13 protein-coding genes are annotated in these 13,937 nt (G+C 61.9%); 3 read left to right on the forward strand and 10 right to left on the reverse strand.

The genetic code is table 11. The features are described from left to right. Nucleotides 1–24 precede the first annotated feature (24 nt). The 8 genes from A8B82_RS08455 to A8B82_RS08490 are packed head-to-tail and all read right to left on the reverse strand — an operon-like array spanning nt 25 to nt 8,333. The gene (locus A8B82_RS08455; protein ID WP_067290780.1) at nt 25–744 is read right to left on the reverse strand and encodes an SDR family NAD(P)-dependent oxidoreductase; all 720 of its coding nucleotides are present in this window, start codon (nt 742–744) and stop codon (nt 25–27) included. Beyond that, nucleotides 741–1,532 (reverse strand): cyclase family protein, encoded by a 792-nt coding sequence (locus tag A8B82_RS08460; protein ID WP_067290782.1) that lies wholly within the window; start codon nt 1,530–1,532, stop codon nt 741–743. The genes A8B82_RS08455 and A8B82_RS08460 overlap by 4 nt, the downstream gene beginning before the upstream one ends. Continuing rightward, nucleotides 1,529–2,767 (reverse strand): SDR family NAD(P)-dependent oxidoreductase, encoded by a 1,239-nt coding sequence (locus A8B82_RS08465; RefSeq protein WP_067290784.1) that lies wholly within the window; start codon nt 2,765–2,767, stop codon nt 1,529–1,531. The genes A8B82_RS08460 and A8B82_RS08465 overlap by 4 nt, the downstream gene beginning before the upstream one ends. Beyond that, nucleotides 2,764–3,939 carry a thiolase family protein gene (locus A8B82_RS08470; protein WP_067290787.1) on the reverse strand — a complete coding sequence of 392 codons (1,176 nt, stop codon included), beginning with the start codon at nt 3,937–3,939 and terminating at the stop codon, nt 2,764–2,766. The genes A8B82_RS08465 and A8B82_RS08470 overlap by 4 nt, the downstream gene beginning before the upstream one ends. Then, nucleotides 3,939–5,552 (reverse strand): AMP-binding protein, encoded by a 1,614-nt coding sequence (locus tag A8B82_RS08475; protein ID WP_067290789.1) that lies wholly within the window; start codon nt 5,550–5,552, stop codon nt 3,939–3,941. The genes A8B82_RS08470 and A8B82_RS08475 overlap by 1 nt, the downstream gene beginning before the upstream one ends. Before the next feature lie 7 nt (nt 5,553–5,559). Next, entirely contained in the window at nt 5,560–6,033 is a 474-nt protein-coding gene (locus A8B82_RS08480) for an aromatic-ring-hydroxylating dioxygenase subunit beta (RefSeq protein WP_067290791.1), read from the reverse strand. After that, entirely contained in the window at nt 6,030–7,370 is a 1,341-nt protein-coding gene (locus tag A8B82_RS08485) for an aromatic ring-hydroxylating dioxygenase subunit alpha (protein WP_067290794.1), read from the reverse strand. Before A8B82_RS08485 ends, A8B82_RS08480 begins: the two co-directional genes overlap by 4 nt. A gap of 18 nt (nt 7,371–7,388) precedes the next feature. After that, nucleotides 7,389–8,333 carry a PDR/VanB family oxidoreductase gene (locus A8B82_RS08490; protein WP_067290796.1) on the reverse strand — a complete coding sequence of 315 codons (945 nt, stop codon included), beginning with the start codon at nt 8,331–8,333 and terminating at the stop codon, nt 7,389–7,391. Between the two features lie 415 nt (nt 8,334–8,748). Here A8B82_RS08490 and A8B82_RS08495 point away from each other — a divergent pair, with 415 nt between their 5' ends. Continuing rightward, a complete protein-coding gene (locus A8B82_RS08495) occupies nt 8,749–9,633 on the forward strand; it encodes a DUF1403 family protein (RefSeq protein WP_067290799.1) in 885 nt (294 codons plus the stop codon). A gap of 2 nt (nt 9,634–9,635) precedes the next feature. Then, a complete protein-coding gene (scpB, locus tag A8B82_RS08500) occupies nt 9,636–10,229 on the forward strand; it encodes an SMC-Scp complex subunit ScpB (protein ID WP_067290801.1) in 594 nt (197 codons plus the stop codon). Nucleotides 10,230–10,279: 50 nt separating this feature from the next. Here scpB and A8B82_RS08505 read toward each other — a convergent pair whose 3' ends face one another. After that, on the reverse strand, nt 10,280–11,377 hold the full coding sequence (locus A8B82_RS08505; RefSeq protein WP_067290804.1) for a M24 family metallopeptidase: 1,098 nt from the start codon (nt 11,375–11,377) through the stop codon (nt 10,280–10,282). Nucleotides 11,378–11,617: 240 nt separating this feature from the next. Continuing rightward, complete coding sequence (gene pobA, locus A8B82_RS08510; protein ID WP_201120766.1) at nt 11,618–12,802, reverse strand: 4-hydroxybenzoate 3-monooxygenase; 1,185 nt, start codon at nt 12,800–12,802, stop codon at nt 11,618–11,620. 167 nt (nt 12,803–12,969) lie between these two features. On the opposite strand from pobA, the gene A8B82_RS08515 reads away from it, so the two are divergent. After that, nucleotides 12,970–13,857: a helix-turn-helix domain-containing protein gene (locus A8B82_RS08515; RefSeq protein ID WP_067290806.1), complete on the forward strand. Its 888-nt coding sequence runs from the start codon at nt 12,970–12,972 to the stop codon at nt 13,855–13,857. Nucleotides 13,858–13,937: the final 80 nt, after the last annotated feature.

Below are 13,937 nucleotides of genomic sequence, written 5' to 3' on the forward strand. Positions count from 1 at the left end.
AAGTCTTGGCCGATTCAGGCCAGGTTACGAGGGCAGGCCGCCAAGGCTGGTGCCGCCGCAGACATAGAGCACCTGACCGGTGACAAAGCTGGCATTGTCGTCCAGGAAAAACCCGGCGGCGTTCGCGATATCTTCGGGTGTGCCAATGCGCCGGACCGGCACGCCATTGGCGATTTTCTCCTGCAACTCGCCATCCTTAGGCACAATGCCCCAGAAGTTTTCGGTCAGGACCGGGCCGGGCGCGATCACGTTGGCGGTGATCCCTTTCGGGGCCAGCTCCAGCGCCCAGGTGCGCATCATGCCGTGCACACCCGCCTTTGTGGCGGAATAGGCGGACCGGGTCGGCATCCCCATCGAGGCGCGTGACGTTATGAACAGAATCCGACCGAACCCGCGCGCGATCATCCCCGGCAGGACAGCTTGGGTCAGCGCCATGGGGGCCGCCAGATGCAGTTGCGCCAGTTTCAGAATGTCGTCGGGGTCTGCGTCGGGCAGCAGGTTGGGCAGGATTGCGCCTGCGTTGTGAACCACGGCATCAATGGTGTGATCGGCTGCAATCTGTGCGGCCACCTGCGCGGTCGCCGCTGCATCGGTCAGATCGGCAGTATAGCCGAACAGAGTGTCATTTTCTGTGGTCGGCTTTTCCAGCCCCAGCGACACAACCCTTTCCCCGCGTGCGCGCAGCCGATCGCCAATCGCGGCACCAATGCCGGAGTTTCCACCCGTGATCAAAGTTGTTTTCACGCGGCTTTTCCTTCTACCAGCGCGATGACCCGCAGCGGACTGCCGGAACCGCCTTCGATCTTGAGGGGGCAGGCGACGATGATCGCGCCGAAGGTCGGCAACTGGTCCAGGTTGGTCAGACATTGCAGGCCGAACCTGCCGTTGCCATGCAGGATCGAATGCGCAGGCAAGGGCGGATTGAACCTGCTGGCCTGACCGGCATCGGTGCCGACCGTCTCGACCGCCAGGCCGACGCAGTTGCGGTCGTGGACCAGAAACTCGACAGCGCCTGCATCCGGCCCCGGCGAATGCGCGCCGTCTTCGAGCAGGTTCAGATACGCCGCTGTTCCGACACGTTTGTACCAATCCGTGCGCAGGGCAATCCAGTGGCCGGGCGGGATGGTGCCATATGCCGTTTCCCACTGTTCGAGGAAATCGCGGGTCAGCACAAAGTCGGCGTCCGCCGCCGCCTCGGCCGAAATGTCGATCACTACGGCGGGTGCGACAAAGTCCTGCGCCGGGATGGCGTCCACCGTATTCGAGGGCAGGTCCTTGCCCGTCACCCAATGCGCCGGGGCGTCGAAATGGGTGCCGGTGTGTTCGTTCATCGAGATGTTGTTCCAGTACCAGGCCGGTCCGTTTTCGTCATAACGCGACAGCTTTTCCATGCGGAACGGAGCGCATTGGCCGAACTCGGGCGGCAGCACGATCACCGGGAAATCCGGGCTGAGCGTGTTGGTCAGGTCGATGACACGGACCTGGCCGGACGCGAGCGCCATCGCGAGATCCGCAAGCAGGGGTTTGCTCATTTGTTTTCCTCGCGAATTGTCAAAATCGGATCGTCCTGCCAGCGCGCAAGCACGTCTTTGGCCACCTCGTCGGCACAGATGGTTTCCTGCCCCTGCTGAAGGGCGGTCACAACGGCGCGTGCGATCTGCGCCGCTGTGGTCTTGGGCGGGGGGACGTTTTGGTGCCATCCGTCGTCCACCGGGCCGGTCAGGACAGAGATGACGCGGATGCCGGTCTGGGCCATCTCGCCCCTGAGGCTGGCGATAAGGGAAAGGCGCGCGGCGGCAGTGGCCGACGACCCGGCAAAGCCCGCCCTTCCGGTCAGCCCGTGGATGGAGGCGATATCGACAAGGGCAGCGGCAGCATTGTCCCCATCGTCAGAACGCGCCGAAAGGGCAGGGGCAAAACCCTGGGCCAGGCGCATCAGGCCGGTCACTTCAAGGTCCAGCCCGGATTGCAGATTGTTCAGATTGCCGCCAAAACCGACGCCCCCCTGACGGGTAAACCCGACCGTGTTGACGACGATATCCACGCGCCCGCCCAGTTGACCGGCCAGCGCCTCGATGCTGCGGGTGTCGGTCAGGCTGAGCCGGACAGGTTCGATCCCGTCTACTGCCTCGATCCGGTCCTGCCCCGGATAACGCATCAAAGGATCGGCATTGCCGAGGAAAACCGTCTTTGCCCCGGCCTTGAGCAGGGCCTCGGCCACGGCCTGTCCGGTTGCGCTGCGCCCGTCGGTCACCAGGATGCGCCGGTATTTCGGGTCTGCGGTAAACACCCGCAATTGAGGATCGTCAGCCATATGCGGCGTCTCCTTTTCGGGCATGGCAAAGAGTGCCGGATTGCCAGCCCTGTCGAGCTTCAGTTCCATTCTGACGCGGTCACCGCGCCCGACGTCCCCGTGCAGATGCACGGTCGCCATCGGCCCCGCATCCAGCCGGGCGGTGCCAATGCGCCAGGGCAGGTGGTCTTTGAAAAACAGGTCAATCGAGCTGCGTATCGTTGTCTGTGCCGCGATCACCGCGCCATTGGGCTGATCCTGCCAATGCAGTGCGCCCCAGCAGAACGGGCAGCGGTCACGCGGCGGATAGGTCGCCTGCGCGCAATCGTCACAGACCTGAAGCACAAACCGCCCCTGACCGGCGCGCGCCGCCATCGCCGTGGCCGCGCGGCTGCGCAGGGCGGGGGAGACATGGCCCAGATGGGTGGTGACCAGCGGGTCCTTTCGCCTGGGCGGTGTCAGCGGGTCGGTCATCGCAACACATCCTGTTCCAGCACGGCAGCACCGGTGCAGACGCCGCGATCATAGTTCACCAACCCGAAGCCAGAGATCAGGGCGCGCGTTGCGTCAGGTATCTGATCCCCCAGAGGGCAGCGCAATATCTGCCGCAATCCTTCGGTAACATTCTGAAAGCCACCTGCCGCACCGGCCTGACCTGCAGACAATTGCCCGCCATTTGTGTTGAGCGGCAGAGAGCCCGCAATGGTGAAATCGTTCTCTGTAATGAACCGCGATAACGCTGGTTTGTCGCAGAACCCCAGATCGGCCAGTTGCATGGCTACGATCACAGGGTAATCGTCATAAAGCTGGACCATGTCCATGTCCTGCGGGGTGCATCCTGCGGCGGCCCACAGATCGTCAATGTCGCGCGCCCAGCCGCCGCGCGTCTGCACCGGATCATCGGCAAAGGCATTGTGCCGTTCGATGGTCGCCGCCAGCCGGGCGGTGGACAGGCCCAGTTCCTGCGCTTTTTCAGGCGTTGTGACGATAAAGGCCTCGGCCCCGGCGCAGGGCATGACACAGTCGAACAGATGGATCGGGTCCGCGATGGGGCGCGCCTGCATGTATTGTTCGTGGGTCAGAGGCTTTTTCATCAGCGCAAGCGGGTTGGAGAGCGCGTTCGTCCTTTGCGCGACACAGAGTTTGGCAAAATCCTCCCGCGTGACGCCGTATTCCCGCATGAAGTTATCGGCGATCAGTGCGAAGGTCGCGTTGGGGCCGCCGAAGCCATAGGGATAGGTGGCATCCTGTGAAAACCGCGAGAAGCCCTGCAAAGTCTGGCGGAAGCTGTCGATCTGGTTGGTGTCGGCGGCGACGCAGGCCACCACCTCGGCATCCCCCATCTGAACCGCACGGGCGGCGCGGCGCAGCGCCATGACGCCGCTCGCACCGCCGGTGGGGATATGATCCATCCAGCGCGGGCTGAGGCCCAGATGCTGGACCATGCCGACAACCGTGTCCGGTCCGGCCGAGAAACTGGCAAAACAGAACCCGTCGAAATCAGCCGGTCCCAAGCCGGTCTGCCGGGCCAGGGCGGCAAGGGCAGCGCCCGCCCACCAATGCGCGGTTTGGTCAGAGAACCGCACATAGGGGGTGGTGACCGGCGCACAGAGGGCAACGCCGTCATAGGGTTTCTGTCGTGCCATCAGGTTTTGCGTTTCTTCAGGTGTCTGGTGTCCATGAAACCATCTGTTTCGAATGTTGTCACCATGAGGTCTTTCAACTGACCTCTGAGGATTTTCTGCGTGGCGGTCAGGGGCAGGTCATCGACAAAGGCGATCCAGCCGGGGGCCTTGTAATAGGCCATCTGGTCCAGTGCCCAGGTCACGATCTCTTGCGCCTTGGCGGCGTTGCCTTGGCCGCCCTCCAGGATGATGAACACGGCCACCTCGTCCCCGCGCACGTCGTCCGGGGCGGCGGCGGCAGCACAGGCGTTGATGTCGGGATGCCGGTTCAGGATCGATTCAACCTCCACCGCCGAGATGTTTTCGCCGGAGCGGCGGATCACGTTTTTCTTGCGGTCCACGAAGTGCAGCGATCCGTCCGCGTCCTGCTGGACCACATCACCGGTGTGCAGCCATCCGCCCTGCCAAAGGTCGTCCGTTGCCTGCTGGTTTTTCAGATAACCGGAAAAGAAGCCGTAGCGCGGGTTGTCACCGGCGCGGCGCACCAGCATTTCGCCGGGGGTGCCCGGCAGCAGGTCTTCGCCTGCGTCGTCGATGACGCGCACTTCCACGTCTTTGTCGGGTCGGCCAAAGCAGGCCGTTCCCGTCTTGCGCGGCTCTTCATTGGCGCAGATGACGCCACCCGATCCGGTTTCCGTGCAGGCCCAGGCCTCGATCAGGGGAAAGCCGTAGCGTGCTTCGAAGGGTTCATGCAGCTTGGCGTCCACGCCTGCGCCAAATCCGAAACGGACGTTGTGATTGCGGTCTTCATCAGAGGGTTCGGCGCGCATCAGCATCGGCGGCATGACGCCCAGGTAATGCACCACCGTTGCGCCGCTTTCGCGGACCGACTCCCACCAGCTGCGGGGGTGGAAACGATCCAGGATGATCAGGCAGCCGCCTACTGTGACCATGGCCATCAGGGAAACGGCCATCGCGTTCATGTGGAATACGGGCAGGGGGGTCAGCATCCGCTCCGTGTCCTGGCGCAAGCTGATGTGGCCGCCAGCCCCGGCATACCAGTCACCGGAATAGAGATAATATTCGTTGGACAGGATGCAGCCCTTGGGTTTGCCGGTTGTCCCCGAGGTATAGAGCAAGGCACATTCGGTCTGCGTGTTCGGCACCGTGTCAGCCGTCGCAGGCCGGACAGCCGGTGGAAGTTGTCCCTCTGGCGGGGAGACAAGGGTGGGTATCCCGGCATTCTTCACGGCGGTCTTCATTTCTTCCAACCGCTCCGGCAGAACAATGGCCAGGATCATTTCAGAGTGTTCGGCCAGATATTCCAATTCCGCCAGCCGCAGGTCCGGGTTGATCGGCACCACCGAAGCGCCAAGCGCGTTCAGGGCAAACCAGATTTCCAGAAAGACGGGGCGATTTTCCAACAGCAGTCCAACGCGATGACCGGCGCCATATCCGGCGTCGTTGAACCGCTTGCGCCAATCCTCCACCCGGTCCGCCATGTTGTCATAGCTGATGTCGCCCTGCGGGATGCCATAGACCTTTGCGGTTTCTTCCAGCACATGCAGGAAAGGGGCATTGCCCCGTCTCTCGGCGGTCTTCTTGAATCGGGTGTATACTGTTTCGGTGTTCATGCCTGCCTCAGATAAAGAGCTGAATGTTGCTGAAAGGCGCGTCGAAGTTGATCAGATCAATGCGCTTGAGCATGATTTGCAATGCCCCGTCCACCTCGACCAGTTCGTGGCTGACCCAGCCCGAAAACCGTTCCAGCAGATCGCCCCGCGTTTCCGTATATATGAAAGACGTGCGCAGTTTATAGACGCCGTCGTCCTCACCCATCGACAGAATGCGCGGTCGTTCCATCAGGTGATGGCACCGGCTTTTGGGTTTCTGGCTGAAGGTGCGCTCGCCCGTCAGCCGCTCCACCCGGACGGTAAGCAGCAGACGGTCTTCGTACATCAGCGACGGCTGCAGGATCGGATCTTCCTGCTGCCACTCAAGCGGCATCCAGTAGCGACCGTCCTTGTGATACAAAGCCAGCCAATCGTTCCAACGCATCTGGTCGATCGCCGCGGCCTCATCATAGACAAAGTCGATCAGGTCATCCCGGTTCATTCTGCGGCCTCCACGGCTTTGTCCATGTTCTGCACCATGAATTTCCGCCAGGCATAGAACTGGTTGCGCATCTGGCGTTCGGATGTGCCGTTGACGACCTCGGTCGTCTCTTCGGGTTCATCATCTTCCCAGAGGCGGCGCAGGTTGACCCATTCGTTGCCATTCGACAGCAGCCCTTCCTGCGCGCGTTCGTACATTTCCAGATCGTCATGACCGACAATCGACGTCGGCGCGTTGATAAAGCGGTTATACATCAGGCCGCGTTCATACAGCTTGTCCGGCGCACCCTTCAGTTTGAATACCCAGCTTTCCACCAAGGTCTTGTCGACGCCAAGCGGGATGAAGTTGCGCAGGATGCCGACCGGGCCTTTCACCATGATATTTGGGAAGTAGATCGTGTTGTGACGGATATCGCCCAGAATTTCGGCGGCCCGTTCTTTCCCGTAAGCCTCGACCATCATGTCCTGATAGCCATCAACGTCTTCATAATCCTGGTGGATCGACCCGGACACGCCGGTGTGGCCGTGGCCATTTGGCCAGACGCGAATGCCCGCGCCTTCATAGAATTCATAGGGGCTCATGAAGGGTGCATAGAGCTGTACGGCCATGGGCGTTTCGGTGAAGTTGTCTTTCTCCCGCTCCCAGACGCTGACGGCAGTTCCGGCAGAGCTTTCATGTGCCACCATCGGGTGGCAGGTGTCGGTCTGGTTTTCGACAAGCATCTTCCAGTTGCAGGTATGCATGTATCGGATCGGCTGGCTGATGACCTCCAATTCGCCCTCGGGCGAACGGTCGGCCATGTTGTCGATCGTGGACAGCGCGTCGCCAAAGAACTCTTCAAAGCTCAGACCCTCTTCGGCCAGTCGCACGAAGATCAGGCCGCGATAGATCTTGACGTTCTCGATCCGCTTGAGGCCCTTGGCCGCCTGATCGGTATCAAACCCGGTGCCTTCATACCCCTTCTTCAGCGGGATCGCCAAAAGTGAGCCGTCGGTCTTGAATGACCAGGCATGGTAGGGGCAGCGAAAGAACTTGCCGGTGTTCCCGCAAGCCTCGGACGCGATCTTGACGCCCTTGTGCGGGCAGCGGTTGTGCAGGACATAAACCTGCCCGTCCCGGTGCCGGGACGCCAGAACCGGCTGGTTTCCGATCTTCGATGTGATGAAGTCGCCGGTGTTTTTCAGCTGGCTTTCATGGCCGATGTATATCCAGGAATTCGGAAACAGCTGTTCCATCTCCAGCTCGAAGATTTCCTTGTCCACATAGACGTCGCGATGAACGGCGTGGCCTTTGACCAGTTCGGCGATGGCTTGGGAATTTCCGCGGTAACGGTCCATGGCAGGCTCCTGTAAAGGTCAGATATCAATGACGAGTTTCGGCGTCTTTGAACGCGACACACAGATTTGCATGACGTCATTCGCTGCCTTCTCGCTGTCAGTCAGGATGACATCCCGGTGGTCGGGGATGCCGTCAATCACATCACATTGGCAGATCCCGCAGTCACCGCGCTGACAGTCATAAAGCGGATCAAGCCCGGCTTCCTCCAGCGCTTCGATGATGCTCTTGTCGGCAGGGACGTGAACAATCTGGCCGGTGCTGTGGATTTCAACGTCGAAGGCCGTGTCCTCCGCCGTATTGGCCGCAGCGGTGAAAAGTTCGTAATGCACCCTTTCCACGGGCCAGCCCAGATCGGAGGTGACGGATTTGACAGCCTCGATCATGCCCGCAGGGCCGCAAAAGTAGACATGCGCGCCTTCGGGGGCCTTTCCCAGAATATCGTTCAGATCCATCTTGCTGGGTTGATCGTCGTAATGCAGATGCAGTTTTTCGCCGCAGATGTCCTGCATTTCCTTAACAAAGGCGAGCATGCCTTCGGAACGCCCGGCATAATGGGCTTCGAAGGGGCGCCCGCGCGCCGCCAGTTCCGCCGCCATCGACAGGATCGGCGTGATCCCGATGCCACCCGCGATCAGCACGGCAGGTTCTGCATGATCGCCCAGTTCAAAATGATTGGTCGGGTTGGAGATCTGAAGCTTGTCGCCCGGCTTGAGCGCATGCATGAACGTCGAGCCACCCGTGCTTTGCGCCTCGCGCAGCACGCCGAGAGCCAGATGGCCGGGTTGCAGGCCGGGAAGCCGCAGCAGGGAGTACGACCGGTCACCCCCTTGGCTCAGGCTCACACGCACATGCGCGCCCGCCGTCCACACCATCGGGATCGGCGCCGAAGGTTTCACTTCGATCCGCTTTACATCTTTGGTCTCGCTCGAAACGGCGATCACTTCGTAGCCTATGGACGGCATGACGCCCCCTAACTCCATTCTATGTTTCTGCATAGTTTTATGTATAAAATAAAAACTCGTCAAGTGATTGTTTGTCGGGTTCGGCCAAGGAACCGTTGTGGCGGCACGCTGGGATAAATACCCATACGGCGGCTGTCCGGTTGTGAGCATCAACTCACACCGACTGCCTGCATTCAACATCGGGGTAGCACAAGCCGCAAGGACGAAATGCCGCGTCGATCTGGAACAAGGGGCCGAGGTCTGAAATCACGGTCGGTGTGGCCAAGGTATGCTTCTTTCACAACCACTCAAAGTCCGGCTTGCACTGTGCGGTCCAGAATACGGGCCGGAACTGCGCCGGTGTGCAAATCCTGATATCTGCGCTGAATGCCCACATCTTGTAGCGAACGGTGCCGTTGTCGGATAAGCTTTGGGCATGACATTCACCCCACCGAACACCCAAGACGAGCCCAACACGCAACTTCTGTTGCCTTCCTGGGTGACGCCCCGCCGCAGCGAGGCACTTGAGGAAATGGCGTTCCTGTCCGGAGGCGCGCTGAGCTATCTGCATCAGGTCGTCGGGCGGCGTGATGTCCCGCAGGAGTTATGGAGGGATCGTCTGGCGTTGCAGGCGGCAGAGGCCTGCGTCGTGTTTTCGGGCCGGTCCGAGCGGGCAGGGGAGTTGCGTGATGCCATTCACCTGCTGCGGCCCGGCGACCTGCCTGGCCCGGCGGGGGAGACCTATCTTGCCTGGCGGCGTGCCGCTGAACGGCCCGTTTCTGCCAAGGCGCTGCATCGCGCCTTGCTCGAGGTGGAGGCAACACGCATCGCGGCCTGGCTGGGCACCGGGCAGGGTGCACCGATGGCGCGCGCGGCCAGGGTGCTGGAAACCGTTCTGACGGAAGCGCCGCGTGCGGAAGTGGCCGGGCTGATCCTGGCCGATGCGGCCCTGGCGCGGGCGCTGGGGTGGGATCATATCCTGCCGATGTTTGCGCTGGGTCTGGGGCGTGCGGACCTTGCCAAACGCGGTGACGCATTGCGGCTGGCCTGTCACGGTGCAGTGACAACAGCGGCCCCGATGGCGGTGCGACTGGCGGCGGATCTGGCGCGGCGGGCAGAGCGGCTGAAGACAGTTGCGCCGAAGTTGCGGGCCAAGACAGCACCGGGCGCGGTCGAGGTTTTCCTGAGCCGGGACGCGGTGGCACCTTCGGCCTTGCCAATGGCGGGCCGGGCTGCACGCCGCCTCTGCGACCGGCTGGTTGATCTGGGCGCGGTGCGCGAACTGACCGGGCGCGACACCTTTCGGCTTTACGGGGTGTAGGTGTGGCGATTGACCGATCCGAACCGGCGCTGGACCGCGAGCTTGCCGACATGCCGCCGGAGCTGCGCTGGCGGGAATGGATGCTGCGGATCGAGGCGGTGCTCTTTGCCAGCGCCTCCCCGGTGCCAAGAGAGGACCTGGCGCGGGTTGTCGGGCAGGGGGCCTCCGTCGATCTGCTGATCGGGGATCTGGCGGCAGACCTTGAGGGACGCGCGTTTGAACTGGTGCAGGTGGCGGATGGCTGGGTGTTGCGGTCGCGGACCGCCTTTGCCCCGGCGATCCGCGCGGCGGCCGATCTGGACGATCAACTGCTGGACCTCAGCGAATTCGACATCGCGGTGCTGGCCGCCATTGCCTATTACCAACCCGCCACGCGAGACACGTTGAAAGACATTTTCGGCAAGGAGATCAGCCGCGATCTGATCGGTCGGCTGCATGCGCGGGGGCTGATCGGGACAGGGCCGCGCAGCCCCAGCCGTGGCGCGCCCTTTACCTTTGTCACAACGGAACACTTCCTGTTGGCTTTTGGGCTGGAAAGCCTGCGCGACTTGCCGGAGAGGGAAGAGTTGCTGGATGCGGGCCTGTCGCAGGGGTGAGCACGTCCCGGTGCCAGCGGTGCAGGATCAATCGGTCCAGACCATGACGATCAGCCGATCACCTGCGGGTCACGGGGCAACCGGGTAAGGGACCGGGCACCATTATCCGTGACCAGAACGTCATCCTCTATGCGGACACCCAGCATGCCGGGGCGATAGAGCCCCGGTTCGATCGTGATGACCATCCCGGCCTCCAGCGGCGCATGGTTGCCCCGCATCAGTTGCGGCGCTTCGTGGATATCAAGGCCCAGCCCGTGACCGACCTTGTGGCGGATATCGGCCGCGAATCCCGCGTCGCTCAGTGCCTGTTGCACGGCCATGTCCAGATCATGCGGGGTCACGCCGGGCGCGGTCATGTCGCGGCCCAGGCGGTTTGCCTCTTGCACTGCGTCATAGAGCGGGCGGTGTTCCTGCGGGATTTCCTCGCAGAAATAGGTGCGGGTGATGTCGGCGCTATAGCCGTTCAGGGTTGCGCCAAAGTCGAACAGCAAGGCGTCGCCCCGTTGCAACCGACGGTCGGAGGAGGGGACACCATGGCAATCCGCCGCAGCCGGGCCAGCCAGCACGATCAGGTTGAATGCGGCCCCTTCCGCCCCCCTTTCCAGCATGTTGATCAGCAGCTTCGCCCGTATCTCCGTCTCCGTCTGGCCCGCGCCGATCTCGCTCAGGGTCGCGGTCAATGCATCTTCGCTGATCTGCACGGCCTTTTCGATGGCGGCGACCTCTGACGCATCCTTGTTCAGGCGCAGCGGCAGCAGCATGTCGGTGCCATCCTCGGGCGCTGTGCCAAAGGCGCGGGCAAGGGCGGCGGCCTCGAAATGGCGCATGCGGCTTCCCTCTACGGCGAGGCTGGTCAGGCCTGTCTGCCGGGCGAGTTCGGACAGCGCATCGGCATATCCGTCGGCGTCCTGCCAGAACACGGTCCGGGCTTGCGGCATGCGCGCGGTCCACATGTCCTTTTCCAGTGCCGGGATTGCGGCGTGGATGTCGCCTGTTGCTGTGACAATCAGGATCGTGGGCCGTTCCATCAGACCCAGCCGCACGCCGGTCAGGTAGTAGAAGTTTGGCCCCGGCACCATTGCGATGGCGGGGCAATCATGGCGTTGCAGTATGTCGGTGAGCTTGGAAATGCGGGCGTCAAAATTCATCGGGGGTCCCTGGATCATGATGTTCTGTGCTTTGTGCCCAAGCCTCGCGTATCTTGAGGCGGATGCCAAGGCGTGCTGACCTGCATTGCCCTCACGCCACGCCACAGGCCTGCCGGCTACATACGGCGCACCTCCGGTGCGAGGGGAAGTCTGGCGATGTCCGGCTTGCGCCGGGCGGGGCGCTTCTAACGTGCCTTAGTCAGATTGAGCATGTCACTATCAGCAGCCCGTCCCGGCGGATCAGTCCAGCGGCAGGCCGACGTAGTTTTCCGCGATGGCGCGCGATGCGGCTTCTGAACTGCGCAGGTAGTCGAATTCGGCCCGCTGCATGCGTTTCTCGAATTCCGAATTATCGGGAAACTGGTGCATCAGCGTGGACAGCTGCCAGGAGAACCGTTCGACCTTCCAGACCCGCCGCAGCACGGTTTCAGAATAGCTGTCGATCAGCGCGTCGTTGTTGTCCTTGTAATGGGCCACCAGCGCGCGGTGCAGGATGCGCACATCGGCGGCGGCAAGGTTCAGTCCCTTGGCACCTGTCGGCGGCACGATATGGGCGGAATCGCCTGCGAGGAACAGGTTGCCATAGCGCATCGGCTCGGCCACGAAGGACCGCAGCGGCGCGATGCTTTTCTCAAAGGAGGGGCCGGTTTGCAGGTTGGCCGTTGCCTCCGCACCCAGGCGAGTCGTGAATTCCTCCCAGAAGCGGTCATCGGACCATTGCGCGACATCGTCGTTCACATCGCATTGGATATAGTAGCGGCTGCGGGTGTTGGACCGCATGGAGGCCAGCGCGAAGCCGCGTTCATGGTTTGCATAGATCAACTCATGCGCGACGGGCGGTTTTTCCACCAGGATGCCCAGCCAGCCAAAGGGATAAACCCGCTCGAATGTCTTCAGCACATCCGCCGGGATCGCCTTGCGGGATACACCATGGAACCCGTCGCAGCCCGCGATATAGTCGCAGGTCACAACAATTTTGGCCCCGTCATGGGTGAAATGGACAGCGGGCTGGTCAGACTTGAGGTCCGTCGGCACCACGTCATCGACATTGAAGAAGAACTGTTGCGCCCCGGCCATGCGTTTGTCGAACAGGTCCTTTGTCATTTCGGTCTGCCCGTAGACGGTCACGGTCTTGCCGGTCAGCCCGGCCAGGTCAATGCGGTGCCGGTCGCCGTCAAAGGCCAGTTCAAACCCGTCGTGCGGCAGCCCTTCGCGGTGCAAACGGTCAGCGGCACCGGCTTCTTCCAGTGCGGTGACCGTGCCCTGTTCCAGCACGCCCGCACGGATGCGCCCCTCGATATAGGCGCGGTCCTTGCGGTCGAGCACAATTGTGTCGATCCCGGCATTGGCCAGCAGTTGCGACAGCAACAATCCGGCAGGACCGGAGCCAATGATACAGACGGATGTTTTGATGGTACGGGTCATGACGCGGCCTTCGTTGTCTATCCAAAAAGCCGACGCGGCGCGGCCTTGTCCGGGCAATCTTAATGCAATCTGGCAATCGGCAAATGGACACCAGCCACCAATATTTGTACTATCCGATCAAAGTGGGGCCAATATGAGCGAAAAGGGCCTGAAAAAAGGTGGTTCCCTTGCCAGACACTGTTCCGACATATGAACTTTACGGTGAATATCTGGCAGGTACCCGTGCCGATCCGATGCATCATGAGACCATCGTGGAACGCAGCAGCAAACATGACTGGACGATCCGTCTGCACCGCCACCAAAGGCTTGCGCAGATATTTCTGTTCCAGACTCCGGGCGTATACACACGCCTTGGCGATTTGGATTTTCGCAGCGCCGGGCCGGTGATCCTGGTGGTGCCGCCGGGTCTGGCGCATGGCTTCCGGTTTCCCGAAGACATCGTAGGCGATGTGATCAGCCTGCGGCTGTCCCTTTTGGATGACGACAATGCCGCGCGGATCATGCGGTTTGCCGATACCGGTGGTGCGGTGTTGCCCGAACCGGACAGCCCCCATTTCGCAGTCATTGACATGCTGATGGGTCAGGTGCGCGAGGCCCTGCGCAATTTCGGGACCGGGCGTGCCGCGCTGCTTGAAACGCTGATCCGTCTTATGCTGATCTATCTGGAGGGCGACCGGACCGACGCGCGCCCCTTGGGGCCTTTGCCTGCCCGGCAGGAACAGACTTTGCACGAAAGGCAGGCCCAGGCCTTTTGCGCGGCGGTTGAGGAACATTTTGCCAGCGCGATGACGCTTGAGGCTTATGCCCGCGAAATCGGTGTGTCGACACCGCATCTCAATCGCCTGTGCCGCCGTATCCTTGGGACAACCCCCAATGCCGTGATCCGCCAGCGCCGCCTGGTCGAGGCGAAGCACCTGCTGGAATTCACCCGTCATTCCATGGCCGATATTGCCGCCCGCGCGGGCTTTGCCGATGCCGGATATTTCAGCCGTACCTTCAAGGCGGACACCGGGCAGACACCGGGCATGTACCGCAGGCAACAGGACAACGGATAGACGGAGTTTTCACCTCCCTTTGCACGGCCGGAACCCGAGAGCCCTGGCATCGCCCGGCCGACAGTTCGGGGTTGCCAAAC

It is taken from the genome of Sulfitobacter sp. EhC04 (genome assembly GCF_001650875.1).
Lineage (GTDB): Bacteria > Pseudomonadota > Alphaproteobacteria > Rhodobacterales > Rhodobacteraceae > Sulfitobacter.